Annotated in this window: 18 protein-coding genes and 1 pseudogene; 11 read left to right on the top strand and 8 right to left on the bottom strand. The window is 69.3% G+C overall.

Features of this window, described 5'->3' with window-relative positions:
• Window positions 1-30: 30 nt before the first annotated feature.
• Window positions 31-516, bottom strand: coding sequence for a phospholipase (locus ACWFRU_RS04810; RefSeq protein ID WP_453684670.1), 486 nt, complete (start codon window positions 514-516; stop codon window positions 31-33).
• 420 nt (window positions 517-936) lie between these two features.
• On the opposite strand from ACWFRU_RS04810, the gene ACWFRU_RS04805 reads away from it, so the two are divergent.
• Entirely contained in the window at window positions 937-1548 is a 612-nt protein-coding gene (locus ACWFRU_RS04805) for a DUF3291 domain-containing protein (RefSeq protein ID WP_453684669.1), read from the top strand.
• A gap of 101 nt (window positions 1549-1649) precedes the next feature.
• On the top strand, window positions 1650-2708 hold the full coding sequence (locus ACWFRU_RS04800) for a DUF6461 domain-containing protein (RefSeq protein WP_453684668.1): 1059 nt from the start codon (window positions 1650-1652) through the stop codon (window positions 2706-2708).
• A gap of 45 nt (window positions 2709-2753) precedes the next feature.
• On the opposite strand, the gene yicI is transcribed toward ACWFRU_RS04800, so the two are convergent.
• Complete coding sequence (gene yicI, locus ACWFRU_RS04795) at window positions 2754-4991, bottom strand: alpha-xylosidase (RefSeq protein ID WP_453684667.1); 2238 nt, start codon at window positions 4989-4991, stop codon at window positions 2754-2756.
• 342 nt (window positions 4992-5333) lie between these two features.
• Between yicI and xylA the strand changes: the two genes are divergently transcribed.
• From xylA to ACWFRU_RS04770, 5 genes are all read left to right on the top strand, one after another.
• Window positions 5334-6503, top strand: coding sequence for a xylose isomerase (gene xylA / locus ACWFRU_RS04790; protein WP_453685259.1), 1170 nt, complete (start codon window positions 5334-5336; stop codon window positions 6501-6503).
• Between the two features lie 125 nt (window positions 6504-6628).
• Window positions 6629-7897 carry an ABC transporter substrate-binding protein gene (locus tag ACWFRU_RS04785; protein WP_453684666.1) on the top strand — a complete coding sequence of 423 codons (1269 nt, stop codon included), beginning with the start codon at window positions 6629-6631 and terminating at the stop codon, window positions 7895-7897.
• 10 nt (window positions 7898-7907) lie between these two features.
• On the top strand, window positions 7908-8867 hold the full coding sequence (locus tag ACWFRU_RS04780) for a carbohydrate ABC transporter permease (RefSeq protein ID WP_453684665.1): 960 nt from the start codon (window positions 7908-7910) through the stop codon (window positions 8865-8867).
• Between the two features lie 5 nt (window positions 8868-8872).
• Entirely contained in the window at window positions 8873-9730 is an 858-nt protein-coding gene (locus ACWFRU_RS04775; RefSeq protein ID WP_453684664.1) for a carbohydrate ABC transporter permease, read from the top strand.
• Between the two features lie 26 nt (window positions 9731-9756).
• Entirely contained in the window at window positions 9757-11136 is a 1380-nt protein-coding gene (locus ACWFRU_RS04770; protein ID WP_453684663.1) for a GH1 family beta-glucosidase, read from the top strand.
• Between the two features lie 23 nt (window positions 11137-11159).
• Here ACWFRU_RS04770 and ACWFRU_RS04765 read toward each other — a convergent pair whose 3' ends face one another.
• Together ACWFRU_RS04765 and ACWFRU_RS04760 are read right to left on the bottom strand one after the other, a co-directional pair.
• Window positions 11160-12404: an ROK family transcriptional regulator gene (locus ACWFRU_RS04765; RefSeq protein ID WP_453684662.1), complete on the bottom strand. Its 1245-nt coding sequence runs from the start codon at window positions 12402-12404 to the stop codon at window positions 11160-11162.
• Window positions 12405-12604: 200 nt separating this feature from the next.
• Window positions 12605-15844, bottom strand: a complete 3240-nt coding sequence (locus tag ACWFRU_RS04760) for a S8 family serine peptidase (RefSeq protein ID WP_453684661.1) — start codon at window positions 15842-15844, stop codon at window positions 12605-12607.
• A gap of 426 nt (window positions 15845-16270) precedes the next feature.
• On the opposite strand from ACWFRU_RS04760, the gene ACWFRU_RS04755 reads away from it, so the two are divergent.
• Entirely contained in the window at window positions 16271-16705 is a 435-nt protein-coding gene (locus ACWFRU_RS04755) for a GNAT family N-acetyltransferase (RefSeq protein WP_453684660.1), read from the top strand.
• A 52-nt stretch (window positions 16706-16757) separates the two neighbouring features.
• On the opposite strand, the gene ACWFRU_RS04750 is transcribed toward ACWFRU_RS04755, so the two are convergent.
• Entirely contained in the window at window positions 16758-17096 is a 339-nt protein-coding gene (locus ACWFRU_RS04750; protein WP_453684659.1) for a thioredoxin family protein, read from the bottom strand.
• A 120-nt stretch (window positions 17097-17216) separates the two neighbouring features.
• Window positions 17217-18356, bottom strand: a complete 1140-nt coding sequence (locus ACWFRU_RS04745) for a PucR family transcriptional regulator (protein WP_453684658.1) — start codon at window positions 18354-18356, stop codon at window positions 17217-17219.
• Window positions 18357-18442: 86 nt separating this feature from the next.
• Here ACWFRU_RS04745 and ACWFRU_RS04740 point away from each other — a divergent pair, with 86 nt between their 5' ends.
• Entirely contained in the window at window positions 18443-19498 is a 1056-nt protein-coding gene (locus ACWFRU_RS04740) for a ferredoxin reductase (protein ID WP_453684657.1), read from the top strand.
• 7 nt (window positions 19499-19505) lie between these two features.
• A complete protein-coding gene (locus ACWFRU_RS04735) occupies window positions 19506-20624 on the top strand; it encodes a fatty acid desaturase family protein (RefSeq protein WP_453684656.1) in 1119 nt (372 codons plus the stop codon).
• Window positions 20625-20737: 113 nt separating this feature from the next.
• Here ACWFRU_RS04735 and ACWFRU_RS04730 read toward each other — a convergent pair.
• Window positions 20738-20977 (bottom strand): annotated as a pseudogene (locus tag ACWFRU_RS04730) (hypothetical protein); the annotation flags it as partial.
• A gap of 191 nt (window positions 20978-21168) precedes the next feature.
• Entirely contained in the window at window positions 21169-21759 is a 591-nt protein-coding gene (locus ACWFRU_RS04725) for a TetR/AcrR family transcriptional regulator (protein WP_453684655.1), read from the bottom strand.
• Between the two features lie 313 nt (window positions 21760-22072).
• On the opposite strand from ACWFRU_RS04725, the gene ACWFRU_RS04720 reads away from it, so the two are divergent.
• Complete coding sequence (locus ACWFRU_RS04720; RefSeq protein WP_453685258.1) at window positions 22073-22666, top strand: dihydrofolate reductase family protein; 594 nt, start codon at window positions 22073-22075, stop codon at window positions 22664-22666.
• Window positions 22667-22958 lie beyond the last annotated feature (292 nt).

Here is a 22958-nt window from a genome sequence, read left to right as displayed (position 1 = left end):
CCGCCTCCCCTCGTGCAGGTGAGTGGCCGGTCAGGCGGCGCTTCCGTCGCCCACCACGCGGGTGAAGCCGAGTTTGTCGACGGCCTGGTAGTACGTCCAGGCCGTCCCGTCGCAGGTGCTCTTCGTTGCGCCGCTGTACCTGGCGCACACTCTCTTCAGGTCCTCGTAGAAGGCGCTGTCGACGCGGGCCTTGTTGGCGTTGAAGGTGCCCGCTTCCTTGTAGTTGCGGTATCCGAAGTCGTGGCGCGCGCAGGCCGTTTTGAAGGGGAAGCCGAGGGGGTTGTCGGGGGAGCTGGAGCAGTAGTCGGTGGACCAGTTGAACTGGTACGCGCTCCAGGCTCCTTGGTTGGCGTTGGCCGACGCCCAGGCGTTGTAACTGCCCGCGTCGGTCTGGGTCCACTGGCTGAGGACCTGCGCCTTGTCGGCGGGCACGGCCGACGCGGGGGAGGCGGCTACGCCGATGGCCAGGGTGAGGGAAGCGGTGCTTACGGCGAGCGCGGTGAGTCGACGGCGCATGGGGCCTCCTGTGGGGGGTGACACTTCCGTCTCAACAAGCCTTTTCATTCCCACAGTTGGTACTTCAACAAACAAGGCGCTCGCGTGAACTCCGGTGGACGGGCAGGCAGTTGGAGCGTCTCCCGTAACTGCGCATGCACCGGGGCATCGGCGGAGAGAGTCCGCCCCCGCTCACCCCCGGGGGCCGCAATGGGCGGCATACGAGGGCACTTGGGCAAGAAAAGCGCAACTTCGACAAGGCCCGCTCAGGTAGTTACCTTCACCTGGTCTTCGGCGATCGCCCCCGGTCGCAGGGTGCTGTTTCGGGCTGAGTCATGCGCGAGCAGATGAGTCGGTCACGGTCACGCCCTGCGCATCCGTGCCTCCTCGCGTAAGCCGGCGAAACATGTCCCCACCAGGTCCTCATCCAGAAAGAGACGCATGCCTCATCTTGCGCTGTACACATTCGGCGTCCTGAAGTCACCACTCGCCGACCCCGCTGCTCTCATGCGTGATTTCCTCGACAGAGCTGGGGCCATCTACCAGGAGATCAGCCGGAGCCCCGGATACCTCGCTCATGCCGAGGCGGCCGACGGCGCCCGGGGCGCACACTTCGACCTGGACTGGGGTGCATGGGGAGAATTCGCCGTGCCGGCCTGGTACGGCAAGGGGCGTACGGCCGACACCATCGCCCTGGCCGCGTCCCTCTCGCTCTGGACCGGCCTGCGCCCCGCCTTCGACGCCGTCTACACCGGTCTGCATCGTGCGGCGCTGAACAGGCGTCACGACTGGTTCGAGAGGTCGGAACACCCCAATCACGTGTTCTGGTGGGTCGGTGACGGTGAGACGCCCACCGGGGAGGGCGAGACACCCACCGGGGAGGGCGAGACACCCACCGGGCACGGTGAGACGCCCACCTGGCAGGACGGGGTCTCCAGGCTGGAGCACCTCCGCGACCACGGCCCCACGCCGCATGCCTTCACCTTCCACCACGCGTTCTCCCCTCAGGGGTCCGTGACCAGGATCAAAGGCGGCGGGCTGAGGGGGCAGTGAGGTAGCTGTGGAGCAGTTGTTCGGCCGGAACACGACCCGCCGTACCCCGGAGGGGGAGGCCGTGGAAGGGGGCTGGCAGTGGTGGCGGCGACAATCCCCGCATGACTTCACCCGAACATCTTGATGAGCTCCTCGACGGCTTGGGTCTTCAGGAGGCAGCCACGTTCACGGTCGTGCGCGGCGGTGACGAGGACGCCGTGATCCAGGCGTTCGGCGGGGACCCCGCGCACGCTCGCCCGATGTGTCTGGAGGATCTGCGCGAGCACGACGACGGAGACTTCATCCTCGTCTCCCGCTCGGGACCGGCCGTCGTCGTCGTGGAGAACAACAACTATCAGGGGTCCCGCGAGGAGGTCCTGCGTCCCCTCTCCCGTCTGGGACGCACGGCCAGCGCCTTCTGGAACGTCAACGCGGTGTCCCGGCTGAGCCTTGCCGAAGACGGACTCGTCTCCTGCGCCCTCGACATGGTCGTCCCCGACGACCCGTACGGGGCCGCCCCCGACGCCTGGGAACCCCTGCTGGAGGGCCTGCCCGCAAGGACAAGCGGCAGCTGGGGCTGGGGACTGGCGGCTGTCGAGCGCGCGACGGGCTCCCGGTTCGACGACGCTTGGGTACGAGGCCCACACCACGCCGTTCAGATCACGCCCGTACCGCAGTACGTACTGGGGCAGGGGCTCATCGACTCACCGCTGCTGCAACGGGAACCGTTCGTGAGTTACCTGACGGACCTGGGCCCGGCACTGCTCGGGCGGTTGCGCCGCCACGCCATGGAACTGGCCGTTGAACACGCTGACTTGAGCGCGCACCCCTTGGTCGTGGCTGCTCTCGCGGCGGAGGAGGCCCCTCGTGCCGTACGGGACCGGCTCCAGGGGGAACTCGGCGCCGCGGGTGATCTCGCTCGCCTGCGGGCCCAATCGCTGCGCTCCGGCGAAGCCGATGAGTTCGTCCCCGAGTGGGAACGCCCCTCCGAGGCCTTCTTCCGGCAGGCCATCGTCTTCGATGTCCTTGCTCGGTGTGTCGCGGCACATCGGCCCGACACGAGCGCAGGCCTGCCGGGCATGTTGAGTTCCCTGGTCACGGCCATGACGGGTGATGGCGAACGAGTTCAGGAGTTCTGGATGGTCCACCATCTGCACGGCGCGGCACAACGAGCCTCCTGACCGGCGCGTCCCTCTCACCCCTCTCCTCGGTCGTGGGACGCGACCTCACAGGTCGGCCGAGAGCACCGTGCGTGGAGTGGCGTGTCCCTCCGGTGGCGTCACGGTCACCGCCATGCCCGTGGCCTCGCGCGTCACCTGGTAGGCGGCGGCAGGGCGGCCGGTGTGGTCGGGGACGGTGACCGTCACCTGGTGGGCGTCGGGGGTGACGAGCAAGCAAAGGGCGTCGAGCCAGTCCCCGTCGGGTCGCTGGGTGTCGGAGCCGAGCGGGAGGACCGCTCCTGGGCGGACGTACAGGGGCAGGCTGTCGAAGCCGTGCCTTTCGCGGCGCCAGGCCGGGCCCTGGACGTGTTCGCCGGTCAGGAGGTGGGTCCAGGTGCCTTCGGGCAGGTAGTACTCGACGACGCCGTCGGCCGAGAAGACGGGCGCGACCAGGAGGTCGGGGCCGAGCATGTACTGCCGGTCCAGGCCTCGGGCGGTGGGGTCGTCCGGGAACTCCAGGAGCATGGGCCGCATCAGCGGCACGCCGGTGTGGTGTGCCTCGGCGGCGGCGCCGTACAGATAGGGCATCAGGCGGTGCTTGAGCCGCGTGAACTGCCGGGTCACGTCGACGGCTTCGTCACCGAACTCCCACGGCACCCGGTAGGAGCTGGAACCGTGGAGGCGGCTGTGGGAGGAGAGCAGGCCGAAGGCGAGCCAGCGCTTGAAGACCGCGGGGTCCGGGGTGCCCTCGAAGCCGCCGATGTCGTGGGACCAGAAGCCGAAGCCCGACAACGACAGTGACAGCCCGCCGCGCAGCGACTCCGCCATCGCGCCGAACGACGACCAGCAGTCGCCGCCCCAGTGCACCGGGTACTGCTGGCCGCCCGCCGTCGCCGAGCGCGCGAACAGGATGGCCTCACCCGTGCCGCGCTCCTTTTCCAGGAGTTCGAAGACGGCGCGGTTGTACAGGTGCGTGTAGTAGTTGTGCATGCGCTCCGGGTCGGAGCCGTCGTGCCAGACCACGTCGGTGGGGATGCGCTCGCCGAAGTCGGTCTTGAAGCAGTCGACGCCCTGGTCGAGCAGCACCTTCAGCTTCGCCTGGTACCACGCGCAGGCCTCGGGGTTCGTGAAGTCGACGAGCGCCATGCCCGCCTGCCACAGGTCCCACTGCCAGATGTCGCCGTTCGCCCGCTTCACCAGATACCCCGCGGCGGCGGCCTCGTCGAACAGGGCGGACTTCTGCGCGATGTACGGGTTGATCCACACGGAGATCTTCAGTCCCCGCCCCTTGAGCCGGGCCAGCATGCCCTCGGGGTCGGGGAAGACATCCGGGTCCCACTCGAAGTCCGACCACTGGTACTCGCGCATCCAGAAGCAGTCGAAGTGGAAGACGCTCAGCGGGATGTCCCGCTCGGCCATGCCGTCGACGAACGACGTCACCGTCTGCTCGTCGTACTGCGTGGTGAAAGACGTGGTGAGCCACAGTCCGAACGACCACGCCGGCGGCAGCGCGGGGCGGCCGGTGAGCGCGGTGTAGCGGCGCAGCACGTCCTTCGGTGTCGGGCCCGCGACGACGTAGTACTCCAGCGTCTGGTCCTCGACGCTGAACTGCATCTGGCCGACCGACTCCGAGCCGATCTCGTAGCTCACCTTGCCGGGATGGTTGACGAAGACGCCGTAGGCACCGGTGGGGGAGACGTGCAGGCTGAACGGGACGTTCTTGTACGCCTGTTCGCTGCTCGTGCCGCCGTCGGCCTGCCACATGTCCACGACCTGGCCGTTCTTGATGAACGGGGTGAAGCGTTCGCCGAGGCCGTAGACCTGTTCGCCGACGCCGAGCGCAAGCCGCCCGGCCATGTGGTGCGCGCCGTCGCCGGTGGTGAAGAAGGCCGTGCCCTTGCGGCCCGCCGATGTCACCTCCCGGCCGTCCGCGTCACGAAACGACAGCGCCCAGGGTTCGGCCTGGTCCAGTCGTGCGGTGAGAGGGCCGCTGGTGAGCTCGATGGTGTCGCCGTCATGGCGCACCTGGCCGACCCCGGTGTCGGCGCCCGGCAGGCCGAAGTCCGGGCCGGGGTGGCGCTTGCCCGCCAGGTGGGTGGTGCGGACGCCGATGACGCCTTCGGCGGGGGAGAAGCAATCGACGGTCAGCAAAGGGGAGTTGAGGGTGTCGCCGCGGCGCTCGACGCGCTTGGTCGCGGCGTGGGCGGTGAAGCGGTCGGCGTCGGCGCGGACACTGCGGACCTCGGTCGCGTACGAGGCCTCGACCCCGTGGCGCATGAGCCAGAAGCCGTCGGTGAACTTCATGATCTTCCTCAGGGTGGTGCGGGGGTGGTGCGTGGGCGGCGGTTCGGGTCGCGGGAGCCGTCGGACGTAACCCTGCCGATGGCGACGCCGGGCCGGTGGCGCGGAGTCCCTCAACTGGCTTGCGATCTTGAAGAGGAGCGAGCTGCGCCTGCCATTTGACCGTACAGAAAACAAAACGGCAAGGGCCGTTTTCCGGGGTGCTCGCGGAAGCGCTTCGATTCTTGATCGCGCCAGGTAGCAGAGCTTTCGCAGCGCGTGAAGTTGGCGTCAGGGTCTGGCGTCGAAGCGCTTGGTGGCGTATTAGTCATGTCAGAAAACAAACTCGCAGCAAAGGGCCGCCCCATGTCCGACCGCTTCACCCCCACCCCCGAAGACACCTTCACGTTCGGTCTGTGGACCGTCGGTTGGCGGGGCAACGACCCCTTCGGCGACGCCACCCGCCCGGCACTGGACCCCGTCGACTCCGTACACCGGCTCGCCGAAATCGGCGCGTACGGCGTGACGTTCCACGACGACGACCTGATCCCCTTCGGCTCCTCCGACGCCGAGCGCGAGGCCATCGTCAAACGGTTCCGCGCCGCCCTGGAGGAGACCGGGCTCGCGGTGCCGATGGCCACCACGAACCTGTTCACGCACCCCGTCTTCAAGGACGGCGGCTTCACCGCCAACGACCGCGACGTACGCCGCTTCGCGCTGCGCAAGACCATCCGCAACATCGACCTCGCGGTGGAGCTGGGCGCCACGACGTACGTCGCCTGGGGAGGCCGTGAGGGGGCGGAGTCCGGCGGCGCCAAGGATGTGCGTGCCGCGCTCGACCGGATGAAGGAAGCCTTCGATCTGCTCGGCGCATACGTCGTCGAGCAGGGCTACGACCTCAGGTTCGCCATCGAGCCCAAGCCGAACGAGCCGCGCGGCGACATCCTCCTGCCGACCATCGGTCACGCCCTGGCGTTCATCGAGCGCCTGGAGCGCCCCGAACTCGCGGGCGTCAATCCGGAGGTCGGCCACGAGCAGATGGCGGGCCTGAACTTCCCGCACGGCATCGCCCAGGCCCTGTGGGCGGGCAAGCTCTTCCACATCGACCTCAACGGCCAGACCGGCATCAAGTACGACCAGGACCTGCGCTTCGGCGCCGGTGACGTGCGCCAGGCATTCTGGCTCGTCGACCTCCTGGAGAGCGCCGGCTACCAAGGCCCGCGCCACTTCGACTTCAAGCCGGCGCGCACCGACGGTGTCGACGGCGTGTGGGAGTCCGCGAAGAACTGCATGCGCAACTACCTGATCCTCAAGGAGCGTGCGGCCGCGTTCCGATCCGACCCTCAGGTGCGCCAAGCGCTGCGTGACTCCCGCCTCGACCAGCTCGCCCGGCCCACCGCCGCCGAGGGCCTGGCCGAGCTCCTGGCCGACAAGAGCGCGTACGAGGACTACGACGCGAACGCCGCCGCCGAGCGCTCCATGGCCTTCGAGCACCTCGACCAGCTCGCCATGGAGCACCTGCTCGGCGTGCGCTGAACCCCGCACCCCGCGATCGAGCCCGTACGGCCGCGGCCGGAGCCGTACCGGGATCTGTGCACACCCCCGGCGGGACACGGGCGTCCCGCCGGGCCGGCCACCCCTCCCAGGCAAGGGCAACCACCGTGACAGCAGCACACATACCGGAGCGCGCGCGTGTCAGGCACCGCCGCGCCGGTCGGCGGGCGAAGGTCCCGCTCACCGTTGTCTCCGCACTCGTGGCCACCACGGCACTCGTCGGCTGCGGCCAGCAACGCGACGACGACGTCTACACCGTCCTCAACTCGTCGACCGACGACTCGTATCACGGCTGGGACGCGGCCACGCTGTCCCGCTGCAGCAAGCGGCTCGGCATCACCATCGAGCAGCAGAGCGTGCCGGCCGCCCAGGTCATGACGAAGTCCCTGCGCATGGCGTCGTCGAAGTCCCTGCCGGACGTCATCCAGTTCGACGCCTCCGAGATGCCGACGTTCGCCGAGGCGGGCGGCCTGATCGACCTGCGCTCCCTTGGCCTGTCCACCCAGGACATACCGCGGGGCATCGTCGACTTCGGCTCCTACAAGGGCACGTACTACGGGGCCGCGCGCACGGTGAACACCCTCGCCCTGTTCTACAACAAGGACACCTTGCAGAAGGCCGGTCTCCAAGTGCCCACCACCTGGGACGAGATGCGGCAGACCGCCAAGAAGCTCACCAAGGGAAAGCAGTACGGCATCGCCCTGAGCGCGGGCGGCGCGGAGGACGGCGTCTTCCAGTTCACGCCCTTCATGTGGTCCAACGGCGGTGACGAGTCGCACCTCGCGAGCAAGCAGGTCGCCCAGGCACTCGACTACTGGAAGGGCCTCATCAAGGACGGCTCGCTGTCCAAGTCGACCGTCAACTGGACCCAGGCAGACGTCAACGACCAGTTCATGGCAGGCAACGCCGCCATGATGATCAACGGTCCGTGGCAGGTCGAGACCCTCAACACGAAGAAGAACCTGGACTGGGGCATCGCCCAGATCCCCGTGCCGAAGGCGGGGGCGGACTCCTCCGTGGGCCCGCTCGGCGGCGCCGTGCTGACCGTGCCCAAGACCGGTGACACCGCGCGCGAGAAGACCGCCGCGAAGATCATCGACTGCATGGCGGGCGAGAAGGAACAGATCACCTACGCGCGCAACAGCTGGATGGTCCCGGCCAACGTGAAGGCCGCCGCCGTCTGGCGCAAGGAAGTGCCCGAACTCGACGCACTCGCCGACCAGGTGGCCACCGCGCGCTCGCGCACGGCCAAGGTCGGCGCGCGCTGGTCATCGGTGTCGCTCGCCCTGCAGAGCGCCTTCCAGTCCGCCCTCACCGGGCAGTCCAGCGAGGCCGCGCTCCAGCGCGCCCAGCAGCGCGCCACGAGCGGGAAGTGACGTGACGAACATGGCCACCACCACAACCACCGCGGCCACGCCCGCCCACGACCAGCCGACGACGACCGTCAAGAAGCCCGACCCGGCACGCGCCCGGCGCCGCCGCAGGCTCTCCCAGTGGGGCTTCATCGCACCGGCGGTCATCTTCATGGTGCTCTTCTTCGGCTACCCGCTCGTACGCAACGTCCTGATGAGCTTCCAGGACTACTCGCCCTCCACCTTCTTCGACGGCAAGGCCCCGTTCAACGGCACCGACAACTGGAGCAACGTCTTCCAGGACGATCTGTTCGGCAAGGCGCTGTGGCACACCGTCGTCTTCACCATCGGGTCCCTGATCGGCCAGTTCGGCATCGGCCTCGCGCTCGCCGTCTTCTTCACCAAGAGATTCCCGCTGAACGGCGTGCTGCGCTCGCTGATCCTGCTGCCCTGGCTCGTCCCGATGGTCGTCTCCGGCATCGTGTGGCGCCGCATCCTGGACCAGGACACCGGCGTGCTCAACTCCTTCCTCGACACCCTCGGCCTGGGCGGCGCCACACCCTGGCTGACCAGCCCCGGCATGGCCTTGTTCTCCGTCATCCTGGTGAACATCTGGATCGGCATCCCCTTCAACATGGTGATCCTGTACGGAGGCCTTCAAGAGGTCCCCAAGGAGCTGTACGAGGCCGCGTCCCTGGACGGAGCGTCCGCCTGGCGCACGTTCCGCTCGATCACACTGCCGCTGCTCAAGCCGGTCATCACCGTGGTGCTGGTCCTCGGCTTCATGTCGACGGTCAAGATCCTCGACCTGATCCTCGCCCTGACCGACGGCGGCCCCGCCGACTCCACCCAGACCCTGGGCACCCTCACGTACCAGAACTCCTTCGTGCAGCTGGACTTCGGCGCGGGCGCCGTCGTCGGCAACGTCCTGATCCTGATCTCCGCCGTCTTCGCGGTGTTCTACCTGCGGGCCAACCGCTCCGAGGGGAAGTGACCACCATGGCCACCACCACCGTCACCGCGACACCCGCCACCCAGGGGCCCGCCACCAGGGCGAAGCGCCGGTGGGGCGCCACCGTCGTCGGCGTACTCATCCTGGGCGTGATGCTCTTCCCGCTCTACTGGATGCTCAACACAGCCCTGCAGCCCACATCCGGACTCCTGGAGGTCTCGCCCTTCCCGCACGGGGTGGACCTGTCCGGGTTCACCTCCGCGATCCGCGAGCAGGGCGGCCACCTGCTGACCTCGCTCGTCGTCGCCTTCGGCGCCGTCACGATCTGCCTCGCGATCGCCGCTCCCGCCGCCTACGGGCTCGCCCAGTTCCGCCTCCGCGGCACCCGCACCATCGTCTTCGGCACGCTCATCACCCAGATGGTGCCGGGCATCGTCATCGCCAACGCGCTCTACAGCGCGTACGTCGATCTCGGCCTGGTCAACTCCTACTTCGGACTCATGCTCGCCGACGCCTCGCTCGGCATCCCCTTCGCCATCGTCCTGATGCGCTCCTTCATGGTGGCCATCCCCAAGGAGGTCATCGAGGCCGCCGAGGTCGACGGCGCGGGCCGGCTGCGCACCTTCGTACAGGTCGTGCTCCCGATGAGCCGCAACTCCCTGATCACCGCAGGACTGTTCTCCTTCCTGTACGCGTGGAGCGACTTCATGTTCGCGCTCACGCTCAACACCACCGACGACGTCAAGCCGGTCACCCTCGGCATCTACCAGTACATCGGCGCGCACGTCGGCGACTGGGGCTCCGTCATGGCCGCGTCCGTCCTGTCCGCGATCCCGGCCGCGGTGCTGCTCGTCCTCGCCCAGAAGTACATCGCCGCCGGCATCACCGGCGGATCCGTCAAGTGAGCCACGTACGCCAAGTAAGGCCATCCATGAGTGACTTGCCCGTCTTCCCCTCCGGCTTCGTCTTCGGCGCCGCCACCGCCTCGTACCAGATCGAGGGCGCCGCGGACGAAGACGGCCGCGGCCCCTCCATCTGGGACACCTACTGCCACACCCCCGGCCGCGTCGACGGCGGCGACACCGGCGACGTGGCCTGCGACCACTACCACCGCTACACCGAGGACGTGGCCCTGCTGCGCGACCTGGGGGTCGACTCCTACCGCTTCTCCATCGCCTGGCCCCGCATTCAGCCCACCGGCTCCGGCCCTGCCAACGCCAAGGGCCTGGACTTCTACTCGCGGCTCGTCGACGAACTCCTCGAAGCCGGCATCCAACCGGCCGCCACCCTCTACCACTGGGACTTGCCGCAGGCCTTGGAGGACCGGGGCGGCTGGCGCGTGCGCGAGACCGCCGAACGCTTCGGCGAGTACGCGCGCATCGTCGCCGAGCACCTCGCCGACCGCGTCCCCCGCTGGATCACCCTCAACGAACCCTGGTGCAGCGCGTTCCTCGGCTACTCCGTCGGCCGCCACGCCCCCGGCGCCCAGGAGGGCACCGGAGCCCTGGCCGCCGCCCACCATCTGCTCGTCGGGCACGGCCTGGCGATGAGGTCGCTGCGCGCGGCCGGCGTCCGGGAGGCCGGCATCACCCTCAACCTCGACCGCAACGTGCCCGCCGCCGACACGCCCGCCGACCGCGCGGCCGTCCTACGTGCCGACACCCAGCACAACCTGGTGTGGACGGAGCCCCTCCTGGCGGGCCGCTACCCGGCGACCGAGCAGGACACCTGGGGCGAGCTGATCGCCCGCCAGGACTTCCGCCGCGCCGGGGACCTCGATCTGATCGCCCAGCCACTGGACTTCCTCGGCATCAACTACTACCGGCCGATCGTGGTCGCCGACGCCCCCCAGCGCGAGCCCGACCCCGCCCATCGTGTCGCCACCGACAACCGATACCAGGAGGTGGCCTACCCGGACGTGCGGCGCACGGCCATGAACTGGCCCGTGGTGCCCGAGTCCTTCACCGACCTGCTGACCGCGCTGAAGGACACCTACGGCGAGGCCCTGCCGCCGATCCACATCACCGAGAACGGCTCGGCCGAGCACGACGTGGTGGATCAGGACGGCGGCGTCCACGACACCGACCGCGTCGCCTATCTGCACAGCCACCTGACGGCCCTGCGCGCCGCCATGGACGCGGGCGTGGACGTACGCGGCTACTACGTCTGGTCGCTGCTCGACAACTTCGAGTGGGCGCTGGGCTATGCCAAGCGGTTCGGGATCGTACGCGTCGACTACGACACGCAGCGGCGCACCCCGAAGGACAGCTACCACTGGTACCGGCAGCTGATCGCGGCACACCGGAGCTGACACCGTGCCGGAGCGCGTGGCGGTCAGTCCGCCACGCGCTCCACGTACGCCGCCGGGTCCGCCAGGACCTCGCGCACCACGCGCGCGGCCGCTCCGCGTGCCGCGTCACCGGACGAGGAGGAGGCCCGCAGCCGCTTGCTGCCCGGCGTCCACAGGCCCGACACCACACGAGCGGTCAGTTCCTCGTCGGCAGCGGGGGCGAGCCACGGCATGAGGTCGCGGAACACACCGCCCAGAATCACCGCGTCCGGGTCGATCAGATTCACCGCACCCGAGAGCACCCGGCCCAGACGGCGCCCGGCCTCCTCGATCGCGTGCCGGGCCCGCGGCTCGCCCTCGCGCGCCCGGCGCTCCAGCTCCGCGAGTCCGGTCAGGCCCGCGCTCTCCTCCAGGCCCGCCGCCCTCAGCAACGCAGCCTGTCCCGCGTACTGCTCCAGACAGCCCCGTGCCCCGCAGCGGCACTCGGGGCCGTCCGGCTCCACCACCACATGCCCGATCTCACCGGCGAACCCGTGGGCGCCCCGCAAAAGCCGGCCGTTCAGCACCAGGGCGCCGCCGATACCGATCTCGCCGGTCAGGTAGATGAAACTGGTCACGCGGTCGTCGCTGTCGCCGAACCACAGCTCGGCCATGGCCGCCAGGTTGGCCTCGTTGTCGGCACTGACCGGCAGCGCGCGGTGCGTCGGATGCAGCGTCGTCAACGCCTGCGCGAACAGACCCTCCACGGCCACCCGGTTCCAGCCCAGGTTCGGCGCCTGCCGCACCGACCCACCGGAGACCAGCGCGGGCAGGGCAAGTTCGGCACCGACGGGGCGAAGCTTCTGCTCCGCGGCGGACCCGATGGCCCGCGACGCGAGCCGCGCCGCCTGGGCCAGGACCGTGGCGGGCGGGGCTCCCCGGTTGTCGGTGCGCTCCACCAGACGTACGCGGTCGGTGCCGGCGAGGTCGATGACGCACACCGTCACGTAGTCGATGTTGATCTCGACCCCGAGCCCGGCGGGCCCGGTCCGCGCCACCTGCAGCGCCGTGCCCGGCCGACCGGCCTGTCCGCTGAACGTCTTGCCCCACTCGGTGAGGAACCCCTCGGTGAGAAGCTGATCCACGAGCGAGGACACCGCGGCCCGGGTCAGCCCCACCCGCGCGGCGACCCCGGCACGCGTCGTCTCACCGGCGTCATGAACCGTGCGCAGCACCAGGCTCAGGTTGTGCCGCCGTACGGTCGCCTTGTCGGCCTTGGACGGCGCGGCGGACGGATCATTGCTGTTCATCGTGGGTCCGACCCTATGCGAAGGGCCGCGATGACCTGCACTGCTGTGGCTGTGGCTGTGGCTCGGGTCGGGGCGCCGTCCCACGGCGACCGGGATCCGTACGTGGCTCGGCCACGAAAGAGGCCGGGCCCCGGGGAGTGTCCCCGTGACCCGGCCTCATCATGTGGCCGCTGGGCCCGTGACGGGCGTAGGGCGTCTCGTCAGGGGGCGAGCCGGTACGCGTTCGTGATCGTCTCGGTCATGGTGTTGCCGCTCGTGTCCTTCAGGTACACGCGGTACGACACGGCCTTGGCCGTCGCCGGGTGCTTGACGCTCGCCGTGCGTGCACCGTTGGCGTCGGTCGTGACGGGGGCCGCCTTCCATGTGCTGCCGCCGTCGTAGGAGACCTTGACGGTCAGCGTGGCGATCTTGCCGGTGCCGGCCGCCGCGCCGGCCACCTTCAGCGGCACCGTGAGCGTGCTGCCTGCCGGGGCCGTGCCGTTCAGCGCCAGCTTCGGCGCGAGGCGGACGGTGGACAGGGGCAGTGCGGTGGGCGGGTCGTCGGGCGTCTTCGCCGACTTGAACGTCCAGGCCGCCGTGACCTTGGTGCTGGTCGTGGCGACCTTGGCCGCGCGGGTGGCCTCCATGATCAGGCGATAGGAGGCGGAGGCGGCCGGGAGTTCGGCGTTCACCGCGCCGGGTCCGCCCTCGGCGAGGGTACGGCCGCCCGACTCCAGCCGGGTGAAGCCGCCGGTCGTCGTCGAGCTGCCCGCGTGCCCCGCGCCGTCGCTGAAGAGCTGGACGTACGCGTCCATGGCGTTGCCCGCGCGGCGCGCGCCCTGCCCGTCATCGGCGTTGAGGTCGGGGCCGACGACACCGGTGTTGAAGTTCAGCGTGTAGCGCTTGCCCGCCTTGTAGGCGACCGTGTCGGTGCCGTAGTCGATGGTAGAAATCCCCGCGTCGTCGAGCTGCGCCATCGACCAGGTCCAGCGCAGGCCCTTGGTGTTGACGTAACTCGTCCCGGAGGCCGGGAGCTTCAGTTCCGTCAGCGGCTGCAGAGGCGGGCTGTAGTCGTTCGTGCCGATCGGCGTGGCGGACAGTGTGCCCTTGCGCCGGGCGGCGGAGGAGCCGACGCCGTACTTCACCTCGGCGAGTTCGGCCTTGGTGGCGGCGTGCTTCAGGCCCGAGAACCAACTGCCGCTGCGGCTGAAGCCCAGCCGGTAGTCGACCTTCGCCGCCGCCGTGCCCGAGGCCTTCCAGACGCCGTTGTACTGGGCGTTCAGGGTGGGCGATTCGGCGCCGAGGCCGAGGGTGCGGATGACGGTGCCCGCGCCGAGGCTCCAGCTGCTCGCGATGCCGACGGCCGTGTCGTCGTAGCTGATGTGCGAGGCCGTGAGGCGCGCGCCTGCGTCGGGGGTGGTGACGGCGACCGGCTTGGCCTTGCGGGAGTCCAGCGTGAGCGTCGCCTTCGCGCCGACCTTCAGCTTCGGCTGGACGAAGACCGCGAAGCTCTTGGTCGGGCCGTAGACGGAGCTCTCCAGCGCGTACGTGCCCTTCGGCACCCGCAGGGTGACCGGCCCCTCCTGGTAGGGGACCTCGATCTTCCGCTGCGCGCTGTCGGTCAGCGTGGTGGTGTAGCTGGACGCTTCCTTGCCGTTGACGTCGAGGTGCTTCAGCGTCAGGTCGTACGACTCGACCTCACGGTCGACGACGAGACCGGTGCGGACCTGCTGGCCGTCCCCGGCGGCCAGCAGCGTCCCGCCGTAGACACCGTCGGCGGTGCCGATCCTGGTGTCGGCGGTGACGGAGGTCTTCGCGGTGCCGCCCGCCGGGACGGTGAGCTTGGCGTCCTTGACGGTGAACATGCCCGCGGGGCCCGGGCGGCCCTTGGGGTCCAGGGCGTCGGCGGAGAGGTTGAGGGTGACCGGCTTGGTGCCGAGGTTGCGGTAGGTGACGGTCTTGACGACCGGCTTGTCGTCGGTGTGCGGCCAGGCCTGCGTGCCGAAGGCGACCGTGCCGGGCTCGGGGACGACGGACGCGGTGACGGCGCGCGTCAGGTCGACGCGGCCCGATCCCTGCTGATGGGCGTTGAGCGTGGGGTGGGGCTTGGCCGAGCCGGTGAGTGCGGCTTTCAGTTGCGGGCCGGTCCACTTCGGGTGCTGCTGGAGGAGCAGGGCGGCGGAACCGGCCACGTGCGGGGTCGCCATCGAGGTGCCCGACAGGGCGACATAGGGGTCGCTGTCGGAGTTGTCGGGGATCTGCGTGGAGCGTGCGGCCGTGATGTCGTCGCCGGGCGCGGTCAGGTCGGGCTTGGTGACGCCGTCGGCCTGCGGGCCCCGGCTGGAGGTCTCCGCGATGTTGTCCTGCTTGTCGACGGAGCCGACGGTCAGGGCGTCGGGGGCGCTGCCGGGCGAGTTCAACGTGCCGGGCTCAGGGCCGTCGTTGCCCGCCGCGATGACGAAGAGGGCCTTGCCGGAGAGCCGGGCGACGGCTTCCTCCAGCGGGTCGGTCCCCGGCGAGTCGAGGCTGCCGAGGCTCAGGTTGACGATCTTCGCGTCGCCGTCGACCGCCCACTGCATGCCGGCGGCGATGGCGGACTCGGTGCCCGTGCCCTCCACTTCGGAGATGACCTTGCCGTCCATGAGCTGTACGTCGGGCGCCACGCCCTTGTACTTGCCGCCCGACTTGGCCCCGGAGCCCGCGAGGGTCGAGGCGACGTGCGTGCCGTGGCCCATGCGGTCCTTGGCGTCGGGGGCGGACTCGGTGAAGTTCTTCTCGGTGACCTCGACGTTCTTGAGGTCCGGGTGTGTCTGGTCGACTCCGGTGTCCAGGACGGCGACCTTGACGCCCTTGCCGGTGTATCCGGCCTGCCACATGGTGGGGGCGCCGATCTGCGGCACGCTCTTGTCGAGGGCGGGGCGGACCTTGGCGTCCAGCCAGACGTGCGCGATGGACGGGGCCACGGCGGTACGCGCGTTCGTACGGCCGCCCGTCCCGCCGGTGAGCTTCGCCCAGACGTCCTCCGCGCCGGACTTCGGAGCGTCGAACGCCTCGCCGCCGATCGAGGGCAGCGTACGGCGGTCGCGGGCCAGGCCCCTGAAGGTGTCGTCCGAGCGGCTGTTGTCGCGTCCCGGCCGGTACTTGACGATCAGCGGAAGCGATGTGCGGTGGGCGTCGTCGTACTTGTCCCTGACGAGCCGTGTGACGTCCAAGAGCCGCCGGTCCAGCTTGCCCGCGCTGATCAGTGACTGGGCGTCCTGCGGCACGACGTACGTGTGCCCGGCCTCGCGCCGAACCGCGATCGCGACCTCCTCGCGCCCCTGGCCGCGGATCAGCCGGACGACCTGCTTGCCCCCCGCCCGGACGACCACCCGGTCGCCGGTCACCAACGTGACGGTCTGCGTCTTCCCGCCCTGAACTCCCCGGCCGGTCTTGGTCTTCTCACCGGTACCTGCGCTCACGCTACGGTCCGTCCCTGGCCCGGAGTCGGCCACGGCCACCCCCGCGACCAGTGCGCCGGACACCACGGCGGCCAAGGCCGCCGTCCCCACCCTCGATATGACTGCCACCCGATTTGCCTGTCTTTTGTATGTGCTTGATGTGGTCGCCCGTACCACGTGATCTTTGGGGCGTTTGGTTCTGGGGAGCCGGAAGTTGGCCCTGAGAAATTCTTCGGTATGGCGGTCCACGTCACGCCAGAGTCGCCAAAGTCCGCTCAAATGCGGGCATTTGGCGTCGCTCCACCAGGGGTGAGGGGCGCATCGCCCACGGCGCCGAATTCCCCACCTCGGGCGGGCCGCCGGAGTGAGCGCGGCCGTGATTGCTCCCGCGGACTCGGAGCGATCTCTACTTGGATTTTCCAAGTGGCGTGGTTAGCCTGACTCTTCATGATCACTAGCAGAGGGACTGACGGATACGAGCTCTCCACAGATCCGCATCGCCTGGACGTGGGGCTGGTGCACCGATGGCTGTCGACAGACGCGTTCTGGGCCCTTGGGCGCACGCGGGAAACGGTGGAGGAGTCGGTGCGCGGCTCGCTGAACTTCACCATCTACGACGCCATCGATGGCCAGGTGGCTTATGCGCGCGTGGTCACCGACCGTGCCACCTTCGCCTGGCTGTGCGATGTCTACGTCGCCCCTGCCCATCGTGGCAAGGGACTCGGGACCTGGCTTGCGACAGCGGTTCGCGACCACCTTGCCCCCTACCGCATCAAGCGTGTCCTCCTCTCGACCCTCGATGCGCACCAGGTGTATGCGAAGGCAGGATTCATCCCGGTCCCGAACCCCGAGAACTTCATGATTCTGAACTCTGCGAGTTGAGGGGACCCGGCAGTCAGTGCCGGGCATCGCGGTCGTGCGCCGCAGCGGTCGCTCAGACGTGGGCGTCCAGGAACTTCCGTACCTCGGCGGTGGTCATGGATCCCGTGCTGTGCGCCACCGCCTCACCCGCCTTCAGCAGGACGTAGGACGGGGCTCCGGTGACCCCGTATCGCTTGGTTGCGGCCGGACAACGCGTGATGTCGGTGCGGACGGCTGTCAGGCGGCCCGTGTATTCGTCGGCGATGCCACCCACGACGAGGTCCATCACCCGGCAGGGCTCGATTGCCTTGGGCCATGTCCCGGTGAAGTACGCGAGGACGGGAACTTCACTCATCCCGAGGATGAAATCGAACTCCGCGTCCTCACGGGGTTGGTGAATCCGCTTCGCCATCGAAGCTCCTGACCTCGCGTTCCGTCATTCCATCCCCATCATCCCTCGCGCCGTCCGCCAGGCCAGACCCGCCCGGCCGGCCGGTCGGCTGACCTGTCGCAGGGGAGGTGGAAGTACGCGTCAGCTGTCCCGGAGTCCGACCGCCAGCGTCAGTTCAAGGACTCGGTTCGGCGATGCGAGATCCGGGAACAGCTCCCGCAGTTGCGCCATCCGGTACCGGACGGTCTGGGGATGGACGAACAACGCCGTCGCCACCTCCTCCCGCCTGCCCTGGTGCAGCAGCCACGCCCGCAACGTCTCCTCCAGCCGCCGCGCGGTCGCGGCAGGCAAGTCCCGCAGCGGTGCGAGGGCTCGGGCGCGCAGGTCTGCGAACGCCTCCGCGTCGGCGCTCAGCACCAACTCGGGCAGGTGGTCCTCGGTGTCGCGAATGTCGGAGGAGAGGGAGCGCGCGCGTAGGGCTCGCGTGTAGGAGGCGGACGCACGGGTCCATGGCCGGGCCGGGCCGACCACGGCGGTGCGGTCGGTCAGCTGCCGCAAGAGATGTGACCGGTCGGCATCGGGGACGAGCAGCACACCGGTGGCATCCGGCAGATCGTCCAGGACGAGGGTGCTCGGGTCGAGCACGCGGAAGGCAGGCCGGGCCTGGGCGGCGGGCAGCAGGACCGCGGTCAGCGAATCCGGAGGCTGCCACCCGGCCCGTTGCGCGGAGGCCAGCAGCACGTCCGGGCTTGCGCCGGCGAGGAGGTCGCGGGCCAGGTGCTCGAGGTGAAGCTCGTGGGCCCGGCCCCGGGCGGCCAGCTCGTCGGCATGGCCCGCGGCGCTCGCGGCGGAGAGCTCGTCGATGTAGGCGAAGGTCAGCTCGGCGAACTTGGCGACCTCGGCGGCGGGCAGACCCGCGGGTACGGCACCCGCTGCCAGGCATCGCCAGGCCACGCGGGCGCCGACGCGGTAGGCGCTGAGCAGAGCGTCCATCGAACGGCCGTCGCGCACCTCGCCGCGGCCCAACTCGTAGGCGGCGTCACCGGCGTCGCCTCCCGTGGCCTTCCCGCTCGCGAGGTCCAGGTAGTGCCCCAGGGCGGTGCGGACGGCTCGGCGGATGGTGGCGCCCATGCTGCCCGACAGGGCGTTGGCGTAGGGAGGGACCTCGTCGATGATCGCCTGGACGACCTCGTCGGCCGTGGTCTTCAGCGCGGCCCGAAGTGCGGTGACCGTCGTCTCATTCAGGGCCAGTTCGCTGGCCCTCCTGATTGCATGGCTCACTTTTTGTTCCCTGCGAACAATTCGACCGACCAGATTTACGTCCTGCGGTCAGGACTTTACGCCTTGAGGCGCAGCAAGCTGGAGCCATGACGAGTACAGCCCTCCGCAGCAGGGCGTGGAAACTACTGGAGATGGTCACGACGCCGCTGCTGCCGTCGGACTACCTCGACCTGGTCAGCCCGCTGCGTGCGGGCGCTGACCTGCGTGGGCGCATCGAGGCCGTGCAGCCCGAGACGGGTGACGCCGCGACGATCGTGATCAGGCCGGGACGGGGCTGGCGCGGCCACACCGCCGGTCAGTACGTGCGGATCGGGGTCGACGTCGACGGGGTGCGCCTGTGGCGTGCCTACTCCATCACCTCGCCGACGAACCGCCAAGACGGCCGCGTCACGATCACCGTGAAGGCGATCCCGGACGGCAAGGTCAGCAACCACCTGGTCCGCAGGGTGCAACCGGGCACGCTGATCCACCTTGACCAGTCGACCGGTGACTTCGTGCTGCCGCAGGCCAAGCCCGCCAAAGTGCTCTACCTGACGGCCGGCAGTGGCATCACGCCCGTGATGGGCATGCTGCGCGACACCGAGTTCGACGACGCCGTCATGATCCACTGCGCGCCGCGGCCGCAGGACGTGATCTTCCGCGACGAGCTGCACGACCTGGCCGCGGACAAGAAGCTGCGGCTCACCGAGGTGCACACCGACACGGACGGCATGCTCGACATCACGCGGCTCGACGAGCTCGTGCCCGACTGGGCTGAGCGCGAGACCTGGGCCTGCGGGCCCGCGGGCCTGCTCGACGCCGCCGAGAAGCACTGGTCCGAGCACGGCGTACCGGACCGCCTGCACACCGAACGCTTCCGCCCGAGCGTCGTCGTCACCGGCGACGGCGGCGAGGTCACGTTCAGCGCCACCGGCAAGACCGTCGACGCGGACGGCGCCACGCCGTTGCTGGACGTCGGCGAGGAGGCCGGCGTGCTCATGCCCTCCGGGTGCCGCATGGGCATCTGCTTCGGCTGCGTCACGCCGCTGAAGACCGGCGCCGTCCGCGACCTGCGCACCGGCGAGATCACGGAGGCCGAGCCGGGCGTCCTCATCCAGACCTGCGTGTCCGCCGCCGCGGGCCCCTGTGACATCGAACGGTAGGAGCACCTTGACCGCCATCGACCCCACCGCCCACCTGACCGCGGAGCAGATCGAGGAGCTGGGCCGCGAGCTGGACGCGATCCGCGACGAGGTGATCGCCGACCGCGGCGAGAAAGACGCCGCCTACATCCGTAAGGTCATCTCGGCGCAGCGCAAGCTCGAGCTGGCCAGCAGGGGCGTACTGCTGTTCTCGATCTTCCCGCCCGCGTGGCTGCTCGGCACCGCCGGGCTGTCCGTGGCGAAGATCATGGACAACATGGAGATCGGCCACAACATCCTGCACGGCCAGTGGGACTGGATGCGGGACCCGAAGATCCACTCCACCACCTGGGAGTGGGACCACGTCTCGCCGGCCGAGCAGTGGAAGCACTCGCACAACGAGCTGCACCACACGTACACCAATGTCATCGGCAAGGACAACGACCTCGGCTACGGCATCATGCGCGTCGACGAGGACCAGAAGTGGCACCCGTTCCACCTCGGCCAGCCCCTGTGGAACTTCATCAACGCCTGCTTCTTCGAGTACGGCATCGCGGCGTACGACCTGGAGCTCGGCAAGAACCTGCCCAAGCACCGCCGCAAGGCCCCGGAGTTCCGCGCGCGGGCCAAGGCCGTGGGCCGCAAGATCCGCAAGCAGGTGCTCAAGGACTACGTGATCCACCCGCTGCTTTCGGGCCCGTCGTTCCTCCCCACGCTCGGCGCCACGTTCACCGCGAACCTGGTCCGCAACCTCTGGACCCACTCGGTGATCATGTGCGGGCACTTCCCCGAGGGCGTGCGGGTCTTCGAGCGCCGGTCGATCAAGGGTGAGACGCGCGGCCAGTGGTACCTGCGCCAGATGATGGGCTCGGCGAACATCAGCGGCAGCAAGGCCATGCACTTCATGACCGGCAACCTGTCGCACCAGATCGAGCACCACCTGTTCCCGGACCTGCCGAGCAACCGGTACGCCGAGGTCGCGGTGAAGGTGCGCGCGCTGTTCGAGAAGTACGAGCTGGAGTACGTCACCGGCCCGCTGCCCAAGCAGGTGTACTCCGCGTGGCGCAAGGTCTTCCGCCTCTCGCTGCCGAACAAGACGCCCAAGGTCAAGACGCCGGAGCGTGAGCGGGAGCTCGTCGCGGCCTGATTCCCGGTACTGGTGTCAGGCGTCGATGTCCCTGGCGCCTGGCCCCAGGCCAGCGGTGTGCCTTCGGTGCGCTGGGCGGCCACTACGTGCCCGCGCCGGCGATCCCACACCCGTACGGTGGCGTCCTCGCCCGCCGTCGCGACCCGGTGGCCGTCCGGGGAAGCAGCCACCGCCAGCAAGGCTTGGCCACTGCCGGTGCTCAGGCCCCGGTAGTCGCCGGTCTGCGGGTTCCCTATGCGCAAGGTGCCGTCGGCGCCCGCAGGCTCACCCCGCCGCGGTTCAAGTGCCCGATACCACCCGAAGCCGTCGGACGCCGGCGAGGTGGCACCGTCCTGCGTCCCGTAGAGCCGCACGCCGGTCCCGAACAGCCGCAGCTACGTGCACCCGTCCGGCGTGTACCTCCGTCAGCGGGGCACAGTCGACGATACGGTCATCCGCCGACTGCCCAGACTCTGGTGGCCCTCCTCGTTCCAGCGGCAGGCCGCGTCACGCAGATCTGCGGGAGCGGCGGGCCCTGCGCTCGGGCGCCCTCCGGTGCCTGTCCTCAGCCGTCGGTGCCTGCGTCCGTGCCTACGACGCGCCGCGCGAGTTCGTCGATCAACTCGTCGACGGAGTGCGGGGCGAGCAGGTCCGGCACGGTCAGGTCGTCCACGATCAGGCCGACCATGGCGAGATACATCAGGATGACGCCGGTCCGGTCGCCCGGCAGGCCGCCGTCCAGGTGGAAGCTGATGTTGGCGTCGAGCTGGGCGGTGAAGAACCGGGTGAGCTCGGTGTGCAGTTCGGGGCGGCGCGTGGCTTCCAGGCGCAGTTCCATCAGGGCGAGCCAACTGCTGCGGTCCGCGCGCATGCGCCCGAGGAGCTGCTTGAGGAGGGTGGCGACCAGCTCGACGGAGGGCTTGTCGTTCATGGTGTCGGCGAGTTGGGACTCCTCGGGCGTCAGACGCTCCTGAATGCGCGTCATGACCTGGGCCAGCAACTCGGCGCGGTTGGCGAAGTAGTTGGTGGTGGTGCCCTTGGGGACCTCGGCCTGGGTGTCGACCGCGCGCAGGGTGAGACCACGCGAGCCCTCGCGGGCCAGGACCTCGATCGCGCCATCGAGGAGGGCGGCCCGTCGTGCGGGGTTCTGACGCATGGCAATTTCCTTCCGGAAGTCTGTTGACACCACTGCACGTGCAGTACTAAGTTCTAACCACTTCACTCAGAGTACAGCACTTGACGTGCCGACCACGCTTCCAGAGGAGCAAGATGCGAAACCCGCAGAAGCCCCGGCAGAGCGCCTGGTTCCCGGTGCCGGCCAAGCCTCGCTCGCTGCCCCGCCCCCGCCCGCTGCCCAAGCCGGGCTCCCGCCGCTGAAAGGCCAAATGACAGACTCCACCGCGCACTTCACCGAAGAGCACCACGTCGCAGCCGACCGCGGCACCGGATCCGACCACGAGGAGACCCCCATGCGAAAGCTCATCTACTTCATCGCTGTCAGCCTCGACGGATACATCTCGGGCCCCGACGGCTCCGACCCCACCTCGGGACCGGACGCCTTCTGGCCGATCGGGCAGGACTACGTCGAGCACCTCGTCGCCGAGTACCCCGAGACGCTGCCGGGCCCGGCGCGCGACGCCATGGGGATCAGCGGCGACGGCACGCACTTCGACACCGTCATCGAGGGTCGCAGGACGTATCAGAACGGCGTGGACGCCGGAATCACCAACGCCTGGCCCCACTTGAGGCATTTCGTGTTCTCCCGCTCCCTCACCGAGTCCCCTGACCCGGGCGTCGAGCTCGTCGCCGGCGACCCGGTGGCCAAGGTGCGTGAACTCAAGCAGGAGGAGGGCAAGGGCATCTGGCTGTGCGGGGGCGGCGAGCTGGCCGGGGTGCTCTTCTCGGAGATCGACCAGTTGGTCGTCAAGCTGGCGCCGATGGCGATCGGCTCGGGTACGCCACTGTTCGGGCAGAAGCAGCCGTTCGACCCGACGTTCTTCACCCTGGCCGACAGCAAGGTCATGGACAGCGGCACCATCTTCCTCACGTACGAGAAGAAGTGAGGGCTCGCGACGTGGGAAGGAAGTAAGGCGCCCGGGGGAGGGCGTAATCCGGTTCGCTGACCAACGGTGACCCGGGGTCCGGTGCATTGGCCACGGGGGCCGGCGGCGGGAGACTGGGGCGGGCAGTTCCGGCCGCACATGCTCCCCTGCGGCCGGTCCCGCCTCGACCGTAGCGGCCAGGTGGCGGGACACACGGGCGCGCTACGGGAGTTGAGGGCCGCTGGCATCGTCGTAGCGCTCGGCGGGACTTCGATGCCTTCGGCTACCGAAATGCTTTCCCCGGGCGCATGCG

Source organism: Streptomyces sp. NPDC055099, assembly GCF_053607685.1.
The sequence above is the reverse complement of the archived record's forward strand: the minus strand, read 5'-3'. Positions and strand labels throughout refer to the sequence as shown.